Here is a 19,016-nt window from a genome sequence, read left to right as displayed (position 1 = left end):
GATACAATCTACTATCGACATCTGAACAAGGCTGTGCAAATCATCTCGGTGGAATCGGAAGAACATACCGCAGGTATACAAAAACTGCGGGCAACCAGCAATTCGCAGACGCCTCGGCTGTGTGTTTGTTTCGCCATAACGAGGGGGGGGGGGGCTGCGAATTCCTATTGCTTACGGGTTGATCATTCGACGCTGTACATCTCGCCGATGTGAATTTTTTAATGTTATATTGAATAGGCTTCTTTGATTTTGTTTAGTCCATATGTGGCAACATTTAGGGCGGATTGATGTTCAAAGTGTTCAATAGACAATTCGAGAGATAAAAATCCGTTGTATCCAATACCGTCTAGTAATTGAGCAAATTTTTTGGAAGGTAATATCCCGTCGCCGGGAAATACTCGGTCTTTATCCATAATGGTCTCTCGGTTAGCATCGTCAGGACAGTCATTTACGTGTACAATGCCAACGCTCGATCGATTTATATATGCCACTTGCTCCACAATGTTTAAGTTAAAAGGTAGCAATGTAGAAGAATTAAGAGCTGTTTTAAAAGGAAACATATGTATTCGTCCTAGTTAATTATAAATTTTGTTTATTACCCTTTGACCCGTCTGTCACAATAGCAAAAACTATCCACATCACTTCCTCTTTTATGATTTCTCCCGACCATTCATGACTAGGTATAATGGAAAGACAGCCCAATTGGTTAAGGTATTCTTAGGTATCTCCGTTTACAGGGAACTGAATCTACTATACCAAAATGTTTTTCTTAAGTTTGGATAGTTGAAGTAGCGCACTAGATAGGCTCAGATTCAGTATCACGCTGAGAGGAGATTATTTTCGTAAACTTTGCCTTTGCGATGCGATAAGTGATCGCTGCTGAGACGCTAAAGTATATAGTCGGCAACAGGATGAGGATTTTACTTGCAAAGAAAGTCAATAACACCAATGCTACCAAATTTAGCACGGTTAGATGCGGTTTTACCAGATTTAATTTTAGGGCATTTTTCACCAGGTTCAATGTAGTCAATTTAGTATGAGCCATCAATGTAAATATGTGTATGAATGTGGATGTGGTGAGTAATGAGATGAATAGAATAATCACTAATGCAGCACCACTATACGTCCAGCCATTTATCAAAAATAGATGTATATCTATACCTAGTATTAAAAAGATTGGTGTAAACAGTATATAAATGGCCCAGCTCTGAATGAAGTTCTCTTAAACTCGTGCCAAAATGTTCTGCACAATGGAGGCTCCTCCTGGTTTGAATATTTTCTTGTCATTGCAAATAGTCCTGCAGTAGCAGGGGGAATCGTAACAATAAATATACAGGAAATTAAAAATAGAATGTTCAATAACAGATATCGACTAAAGATGGATAGGATGCGATAAACAGGGCCATTCAAAGAGAACATAAACATATACTCCTTTAGTACATAAGAATCAATCACTTTGGGAGCTGCCGACAGTATTACGGTTTTTAAGCAGGATTGCAAGTGTCTCTGAATAGGTATTAGGTAAGCATGCTAAAAATGAAAAAAACATCTCGATATTCGGGAAAAGCCACTCTTCGTTCGTTACGGAGACCGAGCAACTACACTCTGCCTAATTAGAGATAATGTCATACGGAATAGATGTCATTGTAGGGACTCTCTCTCCTTTCATCTTTGCATGCAGCAATCGAACGGCAACTTGGCCCATCAGAGATTCATTCTGCCGCACATGAGGAAAATAAGGTGACCGCACACATCAAACAACGAATCAAAACTGGGTAAGCGCTTACTCAACTCAGTCAACACTCTAAACAAAAAAACCGCAATTACAGTGGGTTTTTATATAAACCCACTAGCGTTGCATAAAGGAATTTATGGTTTGTCAAGTGCTTCGAGTTGTCAGAATGTATAGATGAAATGTTTGGAAGTTTCATGATTTAGACAACACCAACATGAAAAAATCTCCTTAGAATGAGAAGTACAGGTAGTCCTGTCCAACTCTCTCTAAGGAGACCCACCATGGACAAGGATACCACGAAATCGGCGTTCCGGGAGTATGTTACCCCGCTGAATGTCAGTACCATATTGCAGGAATTAAACCGTCTCAAGATGGAGCGGTACGTTAAGAAGCTCGGTGTCATCTCATTCATCCGGCTCGTCGTCTTCGCCCAGGTCAATCAAATCCCGTCACTGAAGGACATCAGTTTGGAGTTGGAAGCCAATGAATCCCTCCAGAAAGAACTGGCGCTAGACTCTATTAGTGCTTCCCAGTTGTCCAGGAAGTTGCGAGAAACGCCGTCATACTTTCTGGATTTCGTGTTCCGTGAATGTGTCGAGCAAATCACTCGCCAGGTCGGTGCAAAACGAGCGAACGAGAAAATGCGACGGATTAATCTGGTGGACTCATCGACCATTTCAATGTGTGTTTCACAGTATCCTTGGGCAGAGTTTCGCAGTACTAAAGCTGGTGTGAAACTGCACCTGCGTCTGGTATTTCTAGACGATCAAGTTGCGCCAGATAAGGCGATCCTCACGCCCGCCAAACCTGCGGACAAGACACAGATGGATGCGTTAGTGGTCGTAGAACCGAATGCGTTGAACGTCTTTGACCGTGGCTATGTGGATTACCGTAAGTTCGATACGTACTGTGCAAACGGAACGAAGTTTGTCACTCGGCTCAAAGATAATGCGGTCATTCACGAAGTCATTGAAGAGCGACAGGTACCGTCCGATTCACCGGTTACGAGAGAAGCATTGGTACGCTTGGGGAGTTATCCAAATTACGTGATGGAGCACACCCTGCGGTTGCTTGAAACCACGGACAATGAAGGCAAGCGCGTCGTGATACTGACGAATGACATGACGATGGATGCAGAGCAAATCTGTGACGTGTACCGAAAGCGTTGGCAAATAGAGTTGTTCTTTAAATGGGTCAAGCAGCACCTGGTACTCAAGCGCCTATACGGTCATAGTGAAAATGGCGTGTATAACCAACTGCTCATTGCACTGATTACGTACTGCCTGTTGATTCTCTTGCAAGCGAAGGTGTCCCACAGCGGCAAGCTACTTGAGGTTTACAAATGTCTACGTCTCTATTGGGACCGAGCCTTTTCTGAGTTTGTGAAGGCGTTGTACAAGAAACCAGGTCGAACATCCAAGGGACGACGACGATGCAAGGTGGAAGACATCTTTGAGCAAACGGTGCAGCAGTACATAGAGCGTGAAACGGAGCATCTTGAGACCGTTATCTACGACCTAATCTAACATTCCTGATTATGGATATTCGGACTACCTGACATAGGGGTATTGACCTTTTAGACCATAAGCCACGGAAACAAAAAATCCGAGTATTCAGTCCGCAACTTTGAACGGCAATTCACCCTCTCTTGACAGGCTCAGAGAAGTTTTATGCAACGTTAGTGATATAAACCACTCAAATAAAAAGGCAGACTAAATTCATAAATCCCCCCAATCATCAATATTAGCGATAGCTTTATTGTATAAAATTATACTATTATAAACAATCGCCAAACCGACCGGCCGTGGAACATGTACCCGGCTACTTTGTGTCTCCGCATGGCACGTTTGTGGATGCCCGTGGTGACACTTTGTGGTGGAATGGGTGCCGCAGGGGCGGATTACAAAATTACGTCGCGTACGCGAGTAGCATAGGATGGGCTGCTAAAGGCAGCGAAAGTGCGAGCACGGCGTCATCCTAAAGGTGGTTTTTACCAATATTTGTGGCAGCGACCAACACATGGTGCTCGGCAGGACAACCGCACCCGAAGGTCTCGTGATGGGTCATTAGATCATGGGTGAATTGATTGATGTGGGCCGAGATGTCGAGTTCATCAAGAAGGGGGGACCTGGTTTCGGTTCTATTTAACATTGCCCGCGGACGCTGTTGAAGCTGCAAAGAAGGTAACACACATATCTGCTTACACGTGAAGCCAGATCGTCTAGGATCGGCGTACGGACACGTGGACATGGGTTGCTGGGTGGACGGCCAATCGGAATACGTGATGGTACCGTATGCGGACTTTCAGTTGCTTAAATTTCCTGACAGGGAACAGTCCTTGGAGAAAATCCTTGATCTGACGACGCTCTCCGACATTTTTCCGACCGGGTATCATGGGGCTATCAGTGCCGGGGTCGCAACCGGATCGACCGTGTATGTGGCGGGCGCAGGTCCCGTCGGATTGGCGGCGGCGCATTCCGCACAACTGCCGGGTGCTTCTGTGCTGATTGTCGGGGATTTGAACGCGTTCAAATGGGACTCTCCCTAAGGGGTAATGGCACAATCGCTCAACGCCACATTTCCACCACGAATCCTTCATTTCGCTCTGAAGCTCCGTTGTCCTGGTGCCCTTGTACCCTGATTATCCAGGAGTGCTTTAGATCCCATTGCTAATTTACATGTCCGATATTGGTAATCAATATGTCCGATTTCCGCAATTGACGCGGTTAAAACTGGATAATATACTCGGCTCAAGGTTGTGTAAGCGTTTAACTATGCTCACTTTTGGAACACTCTACACCGCATGCGTCGATTGTGTCTGAGAGGGATTTCCCTGCTGCCAGTAACCTAGATGCCAACTTTATAGATGTCATCCTTTAAAAACAGATAGCGCAGCTGCACCTGCAGAGTGTGGATATCGTGTTTCAAGGTTGACAGAGGCTGCTTGGCGAAGTGCAGAATCGGGTCAGTGGTTCCATTTTAAGGCGTATTCTTCGATAACAACGATTTGTGATTTAGCAGCCTAATAAACAGGAACAAGCAAATGGTTTTATGGATGGAATACTCCGTTCTGAGCGAACGGCAGAGAAGTCTAGATACTCTGAACGATATGACAACAGCGAGACTTTGATGAGTTCCTTGCTGTTTTGTCGTGTCTATTTTCGAATTGATTCGATTAAAGACCGTGCCAAGAACGGTACATCTGTGGCTGTCCAATATCCCCGTTCACACTTCAATTGAAAAGATGGTTGCGCTGGCCTGAGCGGCAGCGAAGCGATGGCATAGTAATGGTCATGAATTACGCGAGAAGGGTGGAGCACATATGATGAAAGCACTTGTGAACTATGCGAATGAATCGCAAAAGGTTGAAATTCGTGACGTTCCAATTCCTAATATACTAGATCCTTACGATGTTTTGATACAAGTTCAAGCGGTGGGCGTATGCGGTAGTGACTTACACATGTACCATAATACGCAAGGATTTGCCGTGAATCGCCCTGTAACATTAGGCCATGAATTCTCTGGAATTGTTTCCGATGTTGGTAGCGCGGTGACATTGTTTCAGAAGGGGGATCGCGTTGTCAGTGAAACACCGGCATCTGTATGTGGGACTTGCATTTATTGCCGAACAGGTCAATACAATTTATGCCCGCATCGTCTAGGATTCGGTGTTTTGGTAGATGGTGCAATGGCACAGTATGTGAAAACTCGCGAAGCGATTGTCCACCATGTGCCCCACAATGTTTCGTTCGAAAAGGCAGCGCTTACAGAGCCGTGTTGCGTAGCATACAACGCAGTTGCACATCACTCGCAAATTCGACCAGGAGATTATGTGGTTGTATTTGGTCCTGGGCCCATTGGGCTATTGTGTGTTCAAATTGCGAAGTTGTTCCATCCTGGACAAATTGTTGTCGTTGGTACACAAAGAGATGTGAATCGGTTGAAAATCGCCAAACAATTCGGTGCGGATGAAGTATTAGTCGCTGAGGACTGCGACGTTGTAGCCGAGTTACTCTCGTATGGTGATGGATTTGGTCCGGAATTGGTATTAGATGCAGTTGGAGTTTCTGCGACGTTGAAGCAGAGTATCGACGTTGTCAGACCAGCTGGACAAATTACTAAAATCGGTTGGGGACCCGCGCCTGTCGGATTTTCACTGGATCCTATAATCCAAAAGGCAGTTCGCCTTCAAGGTTCATTTAGCCATCTCTATCCGATGTGGGAGAAAGTTCTGGTAATGATGGGCAAGGGAGAAATCGATCCATTGCCCATGGCAAAGACATACAGTATGGAGGATTGGAAACTAGCGTTTGACGAGATGGATTCACTCGTTCATGCAAAGTCAATTCTTTTGCCAAACGGGTATCAACTATAAGCATTGAAGAGAGGGAGAGTACGTTGGAACCCATTGTGCAAATTTCCTTGGATGTTACAACCATTGATGAAGCAATAGAAATGGCAAAAATCGCCGTCGAAGCTGGAGTTGACTGGATCGAAGCGGGAACGCCCTTGATTCTTGGCGAAGGGCTCCATGCTGTCGCGGCGCTACGTAAGGCATATCCGAATCATCCCATTGTTGCGGACTTAAAGACCATGGATGGAGGATACCTAGAGGCTGAGATGATGGCAAAGGCTGGTGCAACACATGTCGTTGTTATGGGTGTGGCGTGTCCAGCGACGATACGAGCTGTCGTGAAAGCGGCTAGAAAATACGGTATCAAAGTGATGGGCGATATTCTTGCTTCTGCGGATCCGGTTCTTTGCGCCAAATTGCTGGAGGAAAACGGAGTTGATTACGTCATCGTCCATACGGGATTCGATGAACGAGGAGAGGATCCTTCAAAAACGCCATTTGATCACTTGGAGAGAGTGGTCGAAGCGGTATCTATACCGGTTCAGGCTGTTGGGGGATTATCATTGAGAGCAGGCAGCGATGATGCCTCAGTATGGTGCGCCGCTCGTTGTCGTCGGTGCACCACTTGTGATTGATAACAAAGCTTTCCGTCCAAGTACAGATGCGGACGAACTTCGTACCATCTTAAAGCATCTTGTCGATAAGGTTAAAGGCAGAGAGGGGTGATGATATGCCACGAATCGCAGTATTTCCTAAGGCATATATGGGAGCGTTATCAAATGGAGAAATGGAACTGACGGATTGGATTGAGAAGGCTGCGACGCTAGGAGCAGACGGGATTGAAATGTACCCACTATTTTTACGTCAATTAGACGAATCTTATCTGAAAGCAGTATTGGATAAGGTTACGGAAAATCGGATGACTATCCCGATGATGTGTTCTTCTCCGGATTTCACCCATCCTGATCCGGCGTTTCGAGCAAAACAAATCAACCAGATGAAGCGGATGATTGACGTGATGGCGTACATCGGCCCTGAGGATTTTCGAAGTTGTAGAGTGTTGTCCGGTCAAAGGCGCAAGGAGGTGTCGCGGGCAGAGGGAATTCGATTCACAATCGAGGCTATCCGCGAACTGTTGCCTTACGCAGAGGAAAAACGCGTTCACTTAGTGATGGAAAATCACTACAAGGACGGGTTTTGGATTTATCCAGAATTCGCACAATTCATGGATGTCTTTCTGGAGATTATTGCGGAAATTTCGTCTCCTTGGTTTGGCATTAACTATGATCCGTCGAATGCACTTGTCGCCGGAGAAGATCCGCTTGCGCTGCTTGAGCAAGTAAGCTCTCGGGTGATCACGATGCATGCCAGTGATCGGTACTTAAAAGATGGGTTCTCGTGGGAGGCACTGAAGCAACACGAAGCAGCAGGGTATTCGGATGCTTTGGCTCATGGTGTCATTGGGCAGGGAATGAATGATTATGATGCAATTTTTGGAAAGCTGGCAAGTGTCAATTTTGACGGATGGATTTCCGTGGAAGATGGTTTGAATGGATTAGATGAGATGCGCCTATCGGTAACCTTTTTGAGACAATTCGTCGATAAGTACTTAACGAGTGAATGATACTTCTGGTGGAAAACGTCATGTGGACACAAAGTTACGTTCGTAGACCTAGCGTGTATGGTGATGAATTGCGAATAATGAAAGTGGTTTCGCATAGGCTATAGTCGCTCGATCGAAAACCAAACATTCCAAATTTCAAGATAAGTTAGAGAGGACGCGTGGGTAATGAATAAATTACCAATTGGCGTTGCGCCGTATACGATACGTGACGCGGTGGAGATGGATTATGCCGGGTCCTTGGTTAAAATCTCACAATTGGGGTACAAGGGCATTGAAATAGGACCTCCTCCTGACGGAATGACTGTTGAGGAGCAGAAAAGTATTCTCAGTCGTTGTGGGCTAGAGGTGATTGGCACGCACGCCCCGTTTAATCATATTGATTTTAATGTACATGAGTTATTGGATTATGTCGAAGACGTGGGTGGCCATTATCTTACAATTTCGATGAAATACCATTCGAAAGATGACGTTTTAAATAAGGCACAGAAAATGAATCGCGTTGGCGAAATGTGTCGTCAACGCAATATACAATTCCTATATCACAATCACAACTGGGAATTCGAAAGTTTTGATGGGGAATATATATTGGATATTTTGCTGCGCGAAACTGACCCGGAACTAGTGAAGGCAGAACTCGATACGTATTGGATTAAACGCGGCGGAGAGGACCCAGTGCAATATATGAATCAGGTCGGAAATCGTTGCCCCTTGCTGCATATAAAGGACATGGAAGCTGGGGAAGGGAACTTTTTTGCAGAAATCGGTGAAGGTATCCTTGATTTTTGTGAAATTACCAAAACAGCTGAGAGAATCGGCGTGAAATGGCTTATTGTCGAACAAGACGAGTGTCGTAGGGATCCGTTCGAAAGCTTACAAATCAGTTACGCTAATTTGATCAAAATGGGATTGGTAGAGGCGCCGGGTACACAAAAGTGAACAACAGCCTGGTTCGTTCAGCAATTTATATACATTCGTACATTTGAGAAGAGGTGTAATGAGTGTTCCCTTTTAGAATCGCACTAAATTCGTCTACATTGCGTCCATTCAATTTAAATGTAGTGGAACAATTGAAAATTACTTCGGAGGCAGGATATGAGGGTATTGAACTTTGGATGGCAGATATCATGTCCTATATAGAAAACGGAGGGTCAACACGAGCGTTAACGGAGTACATGAATGATGTGGGGATTTCATTTGTAAATGCGATAGCTTTTTTTCGATGGTCTGACAGAGACGGTATTCAGCGAGAGGCTGCTCTTCATCAGGCCCGAAAAGAGATGGAAATACTCGCTGATTTGGGGTGTCCGGCTGTAGCAGCCCCTCCATTCGGAGATTTGGAAGGGTTATCTTTTCGTACAATTTCCGAATATTTTGCCCAACTGTACGAGATAGGGTGTGTGATTGGAGTCGAACCGTATCTTGAGTTTTGGGGAAAGGCAACACATTTATCCCGAATCAGTGAGGCCATGTTGGTGCTGATGGAGAGTGGCGTGCCAAACGGCAAAATGTTGATTGATCCGTTTCATATGTACACTGGCGGCAGCAGCTTGGACCAATTGGCGTATATCAATGGAGCAAGTGTTGGAATCGTACATGTTAACGATTATCCGGACGGGTTTAATCGTAAAACCATAATGGATAAAGATCGTCTGTTTCCCGGAGAAGGTGTACTGCCGTCAAAAAAATTTGCTCAGTTGCTAAACGGTATTGGATACAGTGGATTTTTGTCCTTGGAATTATTTATTGAACATTTTGGGGATCAATCAGCACTTGAGGTTGCCCAATATGGGTTAAATCAGATTAAAACTGCCTATGCCTTATGACGGATATAGTAGCACATGTATTGGTTGTAATTTATATCTTTGTCGACAGCCAAATATGAAAAAAGATAACCATATTGAAGATGGCCTTTACAATTGACCTGTGATTAAATAACACGCAGGATGCAAAGTTACTGTTGTCGCTATATAGAAAACGTTTGCAAGTTAAATGAGGACTGTCAAGCAGGTATCTGAAATGAAATTTTTATCAGTGACCTTCAACTCTCCAGCACCCCGTGTCAGCCTATTGAATAACGAGGTGTGCCGTTTGAGGAAATCCCGGAAGGCGTGTTTTCACATCGTTGATTTACCACAGCGATAGATTATCCATCGTATCTATGGGCGGTTGCTTGTCTATTCTTTACCCGGGCATATCCGGTGTTCATGATGGCGAACTTGATTTCCAGACAGCGTTTTCGGCAATATCTCTCATCAAGCAACGTATCCAGATTGGACCGACTTTAATATATAGAACAAGAGTGAGCTTTCATTTGTTGCGAAACAGGAACGTGTTTTGATGAATCTCTGGTTACTCCAGCATAAACACATTGAATATTTAGTCTGTTTTGTGGGTCTGGTTGTGGAATCGCGGTGCTTGAAGGTAAGAAGGGCGATGAGACCGGGGGTGCAGTATGCGTTTAGGTCTAAGTATGTACGGCACAGTCTTCAGTATGGGTTTACATCCCAAGTCGGAAAGACCGACCATCACCGCGCTGGATCTTCTGCAGCGGGCCTTGGAGATGGGTTTGTCGGGTGTCGAATTACCCGCTCAATTGCTCGATGAGACGAACATCGATGCTGTGAAGCGATTCGCAAGAGAACATAGCATGTTCATCAATGTGGATACCGGTGGATACGATCCGGTCAAGCTCACGAACGTCATAGAACTGAGCGCCCGTGTGGGTGCCGAGACTGTACGTACTGTCGTCGGCGGTGCTGACTTTGGTGGTGACCGACGGCCGATGGTCGGACGGTGGTCCGAATTCTTACGGGATGTTTTGGCCGGATTCAAAGAAGCTACGCGGGTGGCCGAACAGGTTGGGGTCGATTTTGCCATCGAAAACCACCAGGATCTCGCTTCCGAGGAGTTGGTCTGGCTGTGTGAGTCCATCGGATCGAAGCGGTTCGGGATCAATTTGGACACAGGCAATCCGCTTGCAACGGCGGAGGAACCTTTTACGTTTTTTGAACGGGTTGCTCCGTACTTGAAGAATGTTCATCTAAAGGACTATGACATATTTCTTAGTGACGAAGGATATCGACTTGTACGTTGCCCCCTCGGACAGGGGGTCATCGATTTTCCAAGCCTGTTTCAAATTCTTTCCTCGTGCACACCGAATATGACTATGGCAATCGAACTTGGCGCCTTGGAAGCAAGACACGTCCGGGTGTTGGCAGACGACTTTTGGCCTCTATACCAACAGCGTTCCGCTGCGCAGTTGGCGCACGTGATACGGTTTGTCCGAGACAACGCAAGGATTTCGGGAGACTGGCGCACGCCGTATGAACGTGGTGAATCGACTGAGGAAATTTCTCGTTATGAGGAGCATCAACTGGCGGCAAGTCTGGCGTACTTGAAGGGATTGGACAGCAGTTTGTGGGAAACCTGACAACCTACGAGGTAGCGAGGCTGGGAGCGTGAAATGGATGGATACCATTGATTTGACCGGTAAGGTAGCGTTGGTTACGGGATCGAGTCGGGGACTAGGACGAGAGTATGCCTTCACGTTGGCACGAGCAGGCGCCGACGTAATCACTCATGATGTGAATGAAACTGCAGCGGCTGAATTTGGTGAGGCTAGTTCTGGGCCGTCCGTGGCACAGGAGATTGAAAGCCTTGGAGTACGTTCAATATTTCTTGCCGCGGACCTTAGAGACCCCGCGCAGGTTGAACAGATGGTCGATAGAGCAATTCAACGATTTGGACGCATCGATATTCTCGTGAACAATGCAGGTGGTGACATTGGTGCTGCAGACCCGCGTCCGGATCCCAATGATGCACTCGATATCAAAGTCGAGGACATTCATGCGGTCGTGGAGCGAAACCTGCTCGCTACGATGTATACCTGTAAGTTCGTTGGTTTACGTATGCGGGAGAACGGGGCAGGAAAAATCGTCAACGTCGGTTCTGTGGCGGGGCACCTCCCGGTGACCGGCGGTATCATTTACGCGGCCGCAAAGATGGGTATCTCGCACTACACGCGTTGTTTAGCAGAACAACTGCGGTCTGACGGAGTGAATGTGAACTGTGTCGCACCGGCTCCGACGTACACAGGAAGGTTTATGGCGACCCGCACAGTCAGAGACCAGGATGATTTGCCTCGCCTTCGCCGGGTGTGGCAGCCGGGTGACATGGCCAAGATTGTTTTGTTCTTGGTGAGCGGACAATCAGATCTGCTGTCGGGTGAAACGATAGTTTGCTGGGGTGGAAACTGAGTTGGGCGAATAGCGGAAGTTCGAGTTCGTTCCTTCATCATTTGTACACAGTGACGGCGTTTAGCGGCTCGATAAATTGAACTGCGTGAGGGGGATATTGCCATGGGAAACAGGCTGGAAGGAAAAGTTGTCGTCGTAACCGGAGGCACTCAAGGTATTGGAAAAGGCGTGGCCTTGATGTGTGCAGCTGTGGGCGCGAAGGTTGTCGTCAATGGCAGACATGAACAGAATGGAACGGCAGTCGTTCGCGAAATTCAAGACAAACATGGGCAGGCTGCACTGTTTGTGAAAGCCGATATCAGTTCAGAAGAGGAATGCAAACGATTGATGGATGAGACTATCCGTCAGTTTGGAAGAGTAGACGGGCTGGTCAATATGCGGGGATTTTTCCCCGTGGAACCATGGTCAATACCACCGAAGACCTATTCGACTCTATTTTTGCAGTAAATATCAAGGGAGCATTCTTCTGCTGTAAGTACGCGATTCAGTCTATGATTCAGACGGGCGGCGGATCGATAGTGCAGATGGGCTCCACCAACGGATACAAGGGTGGTAAGGAACTTGCTGCTTATTCGTGCTCGAAGGGAGCCATGTTGACATTAAACCGCCACATTGCGGCTCACTATGCCAAGGATGGCATCCGCTCCAACTGGGTGACCGTGGGATGGGTCGCCTCTGAAGGGGAGATTGAATTGCATGAGGGCATGGGTATCAGCGCCGCGGAATTGAACAGGCGCGCTGAGGCGCATATACCGAGCGGCAGAATGCAAACCCCGAGCGATATAGCGTATGGAACCGTCTATCTATTATCTGACGAATCAAGCCAAGTCACGGGCACGGAACTGCACATAAACGGGGGACTGGGACTGTAGCCGCGATTCGCGCTGCGCGATTCAAAACTGATTACAGTGGGAGTGGGATACATTGACTAGTTTCAATCTGGAAGGCAAGTCGGCTCTGATCACGGGTGGAGTTCAAGGACTCGGATTGGAGTTCGCCCGTGCGCTTTTGAGAGAAGGCACGTACGTGGCAGTAACCAGTCGGGATGAGCAGAAGGCGAAAGCGGTTGCTGAATCGCTTCGGGAGGAAACGGGAGGAAGGGCAATTGGAGTCGCGGTGGACGTGACGGATTCGGTGGGTGTCAAGCGCATGGCGGACGAAGTGATGCAGTCTTTCGGCCGAATCGACATTTTGATCAACAATGCAGGTATTAATGTTCGGAAACCCATTTTGGAATATGACGAGGACATTTGGGACATGGTGCAGAGCACAAATTTGAAGGCACCCTTCCTGTGCGCTAAGGCTGTCGTACCCTACATGATCAAGCAGAGATTTGGACGAATTATCAACATGGCATCGATGCTTGGAACCATAGCATTGCCGGAGCGGTCGGCCTATTGTTCGAGCAAAGGTGGACTGATTCAATTGACCAAGGTGATGGCGCTCGAGTGGGCGGAGCACAACATCACCGCGAATGCCGTATGTCCGGGACCATTCGCAACAGAAATGAACCAAGTGGTGATAGCCAATCCAGAGGCGAATCAACACTTTCTAAACCATCTGCCCGTGAAACGCTGGGGAGAACCGACGGAGTTGGCAGGCTTGATTTTGTATCTGGCTTCCAACATGTCTAGCTTTATGACCGGATCGGCCATCGTCATTGATGGTGGTTGGACCATTGAGTAGAAGGCGTGGCAGCATGTAAGATGAGGTCCGCATCATCGAGGTCTTGAACGCCTGGCATATCTATATCAATCCACTCAATCGAACGAACGAGGGGTAAGCCCAAGCTTGAGTTAGGAGACGAATATCATGCCTAAAAACCGTGTGCGCACCGGGAGCGCACTGATTCGTGAAGTGGACGAAACGAAGGTTCCCTTCGGGATGTTGGCTATCTGGTTTCTCGGTCAATGCAGCGTCATCGTTAAAGGGGCAGACACGGTGTTGTACATCGATCCGTATCTTTCTTCATCTCCCCACCGTACGTTTGAGCCACCGCTGAAACCCGAACAACTGACGAATGCGCAGGTTGTACTCATCACTCATGAGCATTCAGACCATCTCGATTCCGACACCATCTCTAGACTAGCAGCCGTAAAGGACGATACGGTCTACATGGCGCCTGGATGTTGCAAAGAGGAACTGCTCCGATGCAGAGTGCCTTCGGATAAGTTCCATGCGGCTCGGACGAACGAATGGTGGACGGACCCAGGCTTCAGGGTAAAGCCGATTGCATCCGCTCACGAGGAATTGGAGTGGGATGCAGAACTGGATCATCGGTACGTAGGCTACATTGTGGATCTGAATGGCGTCACCCTCTACCATGCTGGTGATACCACTGTGTATCCTGGACTGATTGAAGCGTTGAAGGCAGAGTCTATCGACTTGGGACTCTTGCCCATCAATGGGCGCGATCCGTTTCGGAATGCGCGAAACTTGGTGGGTAATATGAATTATCGTGAGGCGGTGGAGTTGGCTGTCGCTGCAGAATTTCAAATCGTCATCCCCACGCACTATGATATGTTTGCTGGTAACTCGGAAAAGCCAGGCTACTTTCTGGACTATCTGTACGAGAATTATCCAACGCAAAAGAGCCATGTCTTGGCGCGATTCGAACGCTACATCTATGTGTCTGATTCAATCTTATCCTCAGAGAAAACAAGTGGGTCCCTGGATTTTGAAATGATGTATCCCATGTGAAAATTATCGTGTGCATTTTAGAGTAAAGCTTATGAACCTAAAGCTAGTTATGCGGCCTCATTTTCCGAAGGGTGGTATTTTAATTGGCACTCATTCAATGTCACTTTTTTTCAGATGTTCTGCAGTTAAGCACATCAATGACCGTGATACTACCGCAGAAAACCACGAATCAAATAGGCATGAATAATGTAAAAATGGGAGAAAGGCACCAAACACTTTATTTGCTTCACGGTATGTCAGATGACGATACCATCTGGTTACGGCGCACATCAATAGAACGTTATGTGGCGTCATTGGGACTTGCCGTTGTGATGCCGCAAGTTCACAGAAGTGCATATACGGACATGGCCTATGGTAACCGCTACTGGACGTTCTTGAGTGAGGAATTACCCGAGGTCGCACGTTCATTCTTTCACTTGTCTGATGCAAGAGAAGACAATTTTGTTGCAGGTTTGTCCATGGGTGGATACGGTGCACTGAAGTGGGCGTTGCGGAAGCCAGAGCAATTCGTTGCTGCAGCATCTTTGTCTGGGGGGGTGGCACGAACAAGGGTCCCAGAAGATGCTGAAAAGCAATATGAATATAAATTGATATACGGTGATCAACCCGTTTCAGGTACCGACAACGATTTGTTTTGGCTATTAGAGCAGTGTGATAAATCCGGCGGTCCCAAACCTAAACTTTATCAATGTTGCGGTACGGAGGACTTTTTGTATGAGGACAATATTTTGTTCCGGGATGCTTGTATGCGTACCAGCTTGGACTTGACTTATGAAGAGGAACCCGGCACCCATGAATGGGGGTATTGGGATCACAAAATACAAGATGTCTTACGGTGGTTGCCATTGAGGACATAATCAATCAGTCGCTTCCGGTGAAAGAAGTTTGTCGTGAGCAACCTGTGTCATGGTCGGCAGGCGTTTGATGGTCGTGAAACACCCGCTAGGGACAGGCGGGTGACGATCCTCGCGTGGATGATGAAATCTACGAAGGATGGACAGACGTAACAGATTCTATTGCGATGTATAATGGGGTGTTCATTTAACGTCCGATAATATATATTATGTTAACTAAAATGATCGAGCCCATAAAGGAGCTTGGGATTCAGTCAGATAATGTTCATCATATGGCGGTCCCTACTTCGTGTTGGCTACAAATGAATTAACACATCTGGCCAAGAATGAGACTTCACCAATTAGATTTTTCAAATGAACATTTGCAGTACCACTATCTTACCAAATCAAGCCCTGTCATGGGACTATGCTGATGCCCGGACTTGGTGCACCATATCAGGGCCAAATCCCTCGACTCATTTTGCCAAGTCAAGGGATTGTTGTGACATGGAAATCTTCAGGAATAAGCCGCTATGATAAGTGGTATTAGCGGTTCGCTTACGTGGCATCGACTAGATGTTCAGCCTGTCGACTCGTGCCAAAATCCTTCATTTTTTCTTTTACCGTGGCAACAATTGCTTCTTTCCCAGGGGTGAGAATGGTCCGCGGATCATACACTTCCCGATCCATTTCTAACACGCGGCGAACCGCAGTTGCCCAAGACTGTAGACATTCTGTATTTACATTGATTTTCGCGTGGCCCAATTGAATGGCTTTTTGGACTTGAGGCAGCGGAATGCCTGAGCCACCATGTAGCACGAGCGGTATGTCAACCAATTTCGAGATTTTCTCCATTTCCGCGAAGCCAAGTTTGGGTTCTCCCACATATCGTCCGTGGACGGATCCAAGTGCTGCCGCCAATGCGTCAATACCCGTTTCTTGAACCAGGCGCAGGCATTCATCGGGATCGGCATATTGTATGCCACCAATCAGCCCATCTTCCATTCCGCCTACAGTACCCATCTCTGCTTCGACAGATACTTGTCTTTGTTCCGCATACTCAACGACCTGCTTTGTCATGGTAATGTTTTTATCTAGCGAAAAATGTGACCCATCAACCATCACCGATGTGAACCCCGCATCAATCGCTTTTTTACACCGCTCAACTGAAGTCCCATGATCTAAATGCAAAGCTACGGGGACAGTGATGCGCATCTCTTCCACAAGCGCGTTCACAGTAACTGCGATGGTTTTAAATCCACCTAAGTAGTCGACAAGTCTGTCGGAAGCTGCAAGAATAACGGGTGCCTGCTCCTCTTGCGCAGCTTGAAGGATGGCTTGTACCCACTGAAAGCTGTTCAAATTGTACTGGCCAACGGCGTAACGCCCTACTTTTGCTCTTTGTAGCATTTCTTTCATCGATACCAACGCCACTGTCATTCTCCCCCCCTGAATCAGACGCGTTGCTCCATTAGAGTGCGGTGACACGCCTTTTGACGGTAACTATCCTTGGCTGTTTGAATGGCTCCCTCTGTGTCAAGGTGGAAATATTCATGCCGGAATCATTCATCTGTTCTAGATTTCGGAAGGAGGATAGTAAAAAGCTGGTTTATCTATGAGTGAAATAGACTCCCTTTTACCTGTTTGCTGTGCCCTGACGCAAGCATCGGCAGTTACTGCAGCAATATAGCCATCCCACGCAGTCGGACCTTGAGGTTGGCCCGTCCTAGCAATAGAATCCATGAAATCTTGCAACTCTTTGTCATACGCATCGATAAATCGAAGTTTCCAATCCATTAATAGAGGTACACGTAGTTGTGCTTCCTTCTTGACCAGAACGTTGGGGACTTCCGGCAGTTTTAAGGTGCCTTCCTCACAAACTACTTCGCACTGGATGTCGTAGCCGAATTTACAGTTGACAAAGACTTCAACACTAATGTGTAGCCCTGTCTTTGTCTCGAAAATAATCATTTGAGGATCTTGAAGATGATCTAGGGCGTGTTTCGTTTTCTTAGGGAAAATGACCTCGACCCACTTATAATCATCGTTGACCAACCAATGTAACACATCAATCTCGTGGATCAGTGTGTCAGTGATCGCCATGTCTGTGGTATAGCGTTCATGGACGTCCGCATTCCGATGCGCGCAATGAATCATTAAGGGCTCGCCGACCACATTTCCCTCAATCGCCTCCTTCAATTGAACATATCCACTGTCATACCGCCGCATAAACCCGACTTGGACGAGGCGTTTTCCATGTTTCATCTCGGCCTCGACAATTCGCATACATCCTTCAGCCGTCGTCGCAAGAGGCTTTTCACAGAATACGTACTTCCCCGCTTCAATAGCGCCTAAAACACTCGCTTCGTGTGCGGAACCCCAACTGGCGACGAGTACTGCATCGATATTTTTATCTTCTAGAAGTGCTTTATCATCTGGATACACGACAGCATCTAAGCCGAATTGGTTGACAACTTGATTCGCTGCATCTTGGTTTACATCCGTCACGGCAACAATCCTGCCACCCGACAACGTATTCGTAATACGGTCAATATGCTCTCTCCCAATTGCACCCGTACCTATAACTCCAAATCTAATCGTCATTGGATATCCTCCTGTCGACAAAGGCGATCAATGTATTTGCGCGCGATCAGCGCGTATTCTAACGGATGAGCAACAGATGGATCCTGTTCGGCCTCTATCACTATCCACCCTTTGTAATCGGATTCGAGCAGGAACTTGTAGGGTTTTGCAAAGTCAATGCAACCGTCCCCAGGTACAGTAAACATACCGCTTAAAAAAGATGCTAGAAACGACCTACCTATCTTTTTGCACTCTTGCAGGACGACTTCTCGCACATCTTTAAAATGAACATGACGAACTCGGTCAATGTGCTTTTCTAAGAGCCCCATGTAATCCCCATCAGAAACGTAGATATGACCAGTGTCATACAACAAATGAACAAATGATGGGTCTGTATTTACCATGAGCCTGTCGACTTCCTCAGACGTTTGAATGCCGGTTCCTAGATGATGGTGGTAAACTAACATCAAATTGTAGTCTTTAGCTATCATTCCAAGGCGATTCAAGCCTTGACAAAGGTTTTTCCATTCAAGATCGCTAAAGTTGGGCTTTTCGGTGAAAATGTTCTGGTCTAAACCTTGTATACTATAGGTTTGCTCAGAGACCACCGCCACGGTGGCCTCCACTTGTTGCAGATACGCACAATGCTGACGGAATGCTTTTTCGGTTTCTTCCAGACCATCGCGGAGAATAAAGCTGCTAAACCACTGACCGGCAATTCTCAGATTTCGGAGCTGTAGTTCTTTCTTCAATATACTTGCTTCTGGGAAAAAACCGCCTACTTCCGTCCCCTGAAATCCAGCAACGACAATATCGCTGAGCAGATGTGAAAGTGTGTTTTCTGCCCCGATTTCAGGCATATCATCATTGCGCCACCCAATGGGTGCAATCCCCCATAAAATCTCCTGTTGTCCCATACGCAGTTCCCCTC

Annotated in this window: 16 protein-coding genes and 2 pseudogenes; 13 read left to right on the top strand and 5 right to left on the bottom strand. The window is 46.8% G+C overall.

What is annotated here, in order from left to right:
* Positions 1-224: 224 nt before the first annotated feature.
* The gene (locus NZD89_RS15180; protein WP_268003652.1) at positions 225-560 is read right to left on the bottom strand and encodes a TIM barrel protein; all 336 of its coding nucleotides are present in this window, start codon (positions 558-560) and stop codon (positions 225-227) included.
* A 607-nt stretch (positions 561-1,167) separates the two neighbouring features.
* Complete coding sequence (locus tag NZD89_RS29635; RefSeq protein ID WP_369125195.1) at positions 1,168-1,419, bottom strand: DUF624 domain-containing protein; 252 nt, start codon at positions 1,417-1,419, stop codon at positions 1,168-1,170.
* 597 nt (positions 1,420-2,016) lie between these two features.
* Here NZD89_RS29635 and NZD89_RS15175 point away from each other — a divergent pair.
* The 13 genes and pseudogenes from NZD89_RS15175 (at position 2,017) to NZD89_RS15110 (ending at position 15,526) form a co-directional block, all read left to right on the top strand.
* Complete coding sequence (locus NZD89_RS15175; RefSeq protein ID WP_268003651.1) at positions 2,017-3,261, top strand: IS4 family transposase; 1,245 nt, start codon at positions 2,017-2,019, stop codon at positions 3,259-3,261.
* Positions 3,262-3,688: 427 nt separating this feature from the next.
* Positions 3,689-4,259 (top strand): annotated as a pseudogene (locus NZD89_RS15170) (alcohol dehydrogenase catalytic domain-containing protein); the annotation flags it as partial.
* A gap of 798 nt (positions 4,260-5,057) precedes the next feature.
* Positions 5,058-6,110 (top strand): zinc-binding dehydrogenase, encoded by a 1,053-nt coding sequence (locus NZD89_RS15165; RefSeq protein WP_268003650.1) that lies wholly within the window; start codon positions 5,058-5,060, stop codon positions 6,108-6,110.
* A gap of 23 nt (positions 6,111-6,133) precedes the next feature.
* Complete coding sequence (locus NZD89_RS15160; RefSeq protein WP_268003649.1) at positions 6,134-6,724, top strand: orotidine 5'-phosphate decarboxylase / HUMPS family protein; 591 nt, start codon at positions 6,134-6,136, stop codon at positions 6,722-6,724.
* 95 nt (positions 6,725-6,819) lie between these two features.
* Positions 6,820-7,713 (top strand): sugar phosphate isomerase/epimerase family protein, encoded by an 894-nt coding sequence (locus NZD89_RS15155; RefSeq protein WP_268003648.1) that lies wholly within the window; start codon positions 6,820-6,822, stop codon positions 7,711-7,713.
* A 165-nt stretch (positions 7,714-7,878) separates the two neighbouring features.
* Complete coding sequence (locus NZD89_RS15150) at positions 7,879-8,649, top strand: sugar phosphate isomerase/epimerase family protein (protein WP_268003647.1); 771 nt, start codon at positions 7,879-7,881, stop codon at positions 8,647-8,649.
* Between the two features lie 62 nt (positions 8,650-8,711).
* Positions 8,712-9,536 (top strand): sugar phosphate isomerase/epimerase family protein, encoded by an 825-nt coding sequence (locus NZD89_RS15145; protein ID WP_268003646.1) that lies wholly within the window; start codon positions 8,712-8,714, stop codon positions 9,534-9,536.
* Between the two features lie 629 nt (positions 9,537-10,165).
* Positions 10,166-11,143, top strand: a complete 978-nt coding sequence (locus NZD89_RS15140; RefSeq protein ID WP_268003645.1) for a sugar phosphate isomerase/epimerase family protein — start codon at positions 10,166-10,168, stop codon at positions 11,141-11,143.
* Positions 11,144-11,180: 37 nt separating this feature from the next.
* Positions 11,181-11,969 carry an SDR family NAD(P)-dependent oxidoreductase gene (locus NZD89_RS15135; RefSeq protein WP_268003644.1) on the top strand — a complete coding sequence of 263 codons (789 nt, stop codon included), beginning with the start codon at positions 11,181-11,183 and terminating at the stop codon, positions 11,967-11,969.
* A 141-nt stretch (positions 11,970-12,110) separates the two neighbouring features.
* Positions 12,111-12,841 (top strand): annotated as a pseudogene (locus tag NZD89_RS29630) (SDR family NAD(P)-dependent oxidoreductase); the annotation flags it as partial.
* Positions 12,842-12,893: 52 nt separating this feature from the next.
* Positions 12,894-13,655: an SDR family NAD(P)-dependent oxidoreductase gene (locus tag NZD89_RS15120; protein WP_268003641.1), complete on the top strand. Its 762-nt coding sequence runs from the start codon at positions 12,894-12,896 to the stop codon at positions 13,653-13,655.
* Between the two features lie 126 nt (positions 13,656-13,781).
* Complete coding sequence (locus tag NZD89_RS15115; protein WP_268003640.1) at positions 13,782-14,669, top strand: MBL fold metallo-hydrolase; 888 nt, start codon at positions 13,782-13,784, stop codon at positions 14,667-14,669.
* A gap of 83 nt (positions 14,670-14,752) precedes the next feature.
* Positions 14,753-15,526 carry an alpha/beta hydrolase gene (locus NZD89_RS15110; protein ID WP_268003639.1) on the top strand — a complete coding sequence of 258 codons (774 nt, stop codon included), beginning with the start codon at positions 14,753-14,755 and terminating at the stop codon, positions 15,524-15,526.
* Between the two features lie 534 nt (positions 15,527-16,060).
* Here the strand turns inward: NZD89_RS15110 and fba are convergent.
* From fba to iolE, 3 genes are all read right to left on the bottom strand, one after another.
* On the bottom strand, positions 16,061-16,936 hold the full coding sequence (gene fba, locus NZD89_RS15105; protein WP_268008505.1) for a class II fructose-1,6-bisphosphate aldolase: 876 nt from the start codon (positions 16,934-16,936) through the stop codon (positions 16,061-16,063).
* 141 nt (positions 16,937-17,077) lie between these two features.
* On the bottom strand, positions 17,078-18,106 hold the full coding sequence (iolG, locus tag NZD89_RS15100) for a bifunctional inositol 2-dehydrogenase/D-chiro-inositol 1-dehydrogenase (protein ID WP_268003638.1): 1,029 nt from the start codon (positions 18,104-18,106) through the stop codon (positions 17,078-17,080).
* Positions 18,103-19,002, bottom strand: a complete 900-nt coding sequence (gene iolE, locus NZD89_RS15095) for a myo-inosose-2 dehydratase (protein ID WP_268003637.1) — start codon at positions 19,000-19,002, stop codon at positions 18,103-18,105. The genes iolG and iolE overlap by 4 nt, the downstream gene beginning before the upstream one ends.
* Between the last annotated feature and the right edge of the window lie 14 nt (positions 19,003-19,016).

Source organism: Alicyclobacillus fastidiosus (assembly GCF_026651875.1).
In the GTDB taxonomy this organism is placed as follows: Bacteria; Bacillota; Bacilli; order Alicyclobacillales; family Alicyclobacillaceae; genus Alicyclobacillus; species Alicyclobacillus fastidiosus.
The sequence above is the reverse complement of the archived record's forward strand: the minus strand, read 5'-3'. Positions and strand labels throughout refer to the sequence as shown.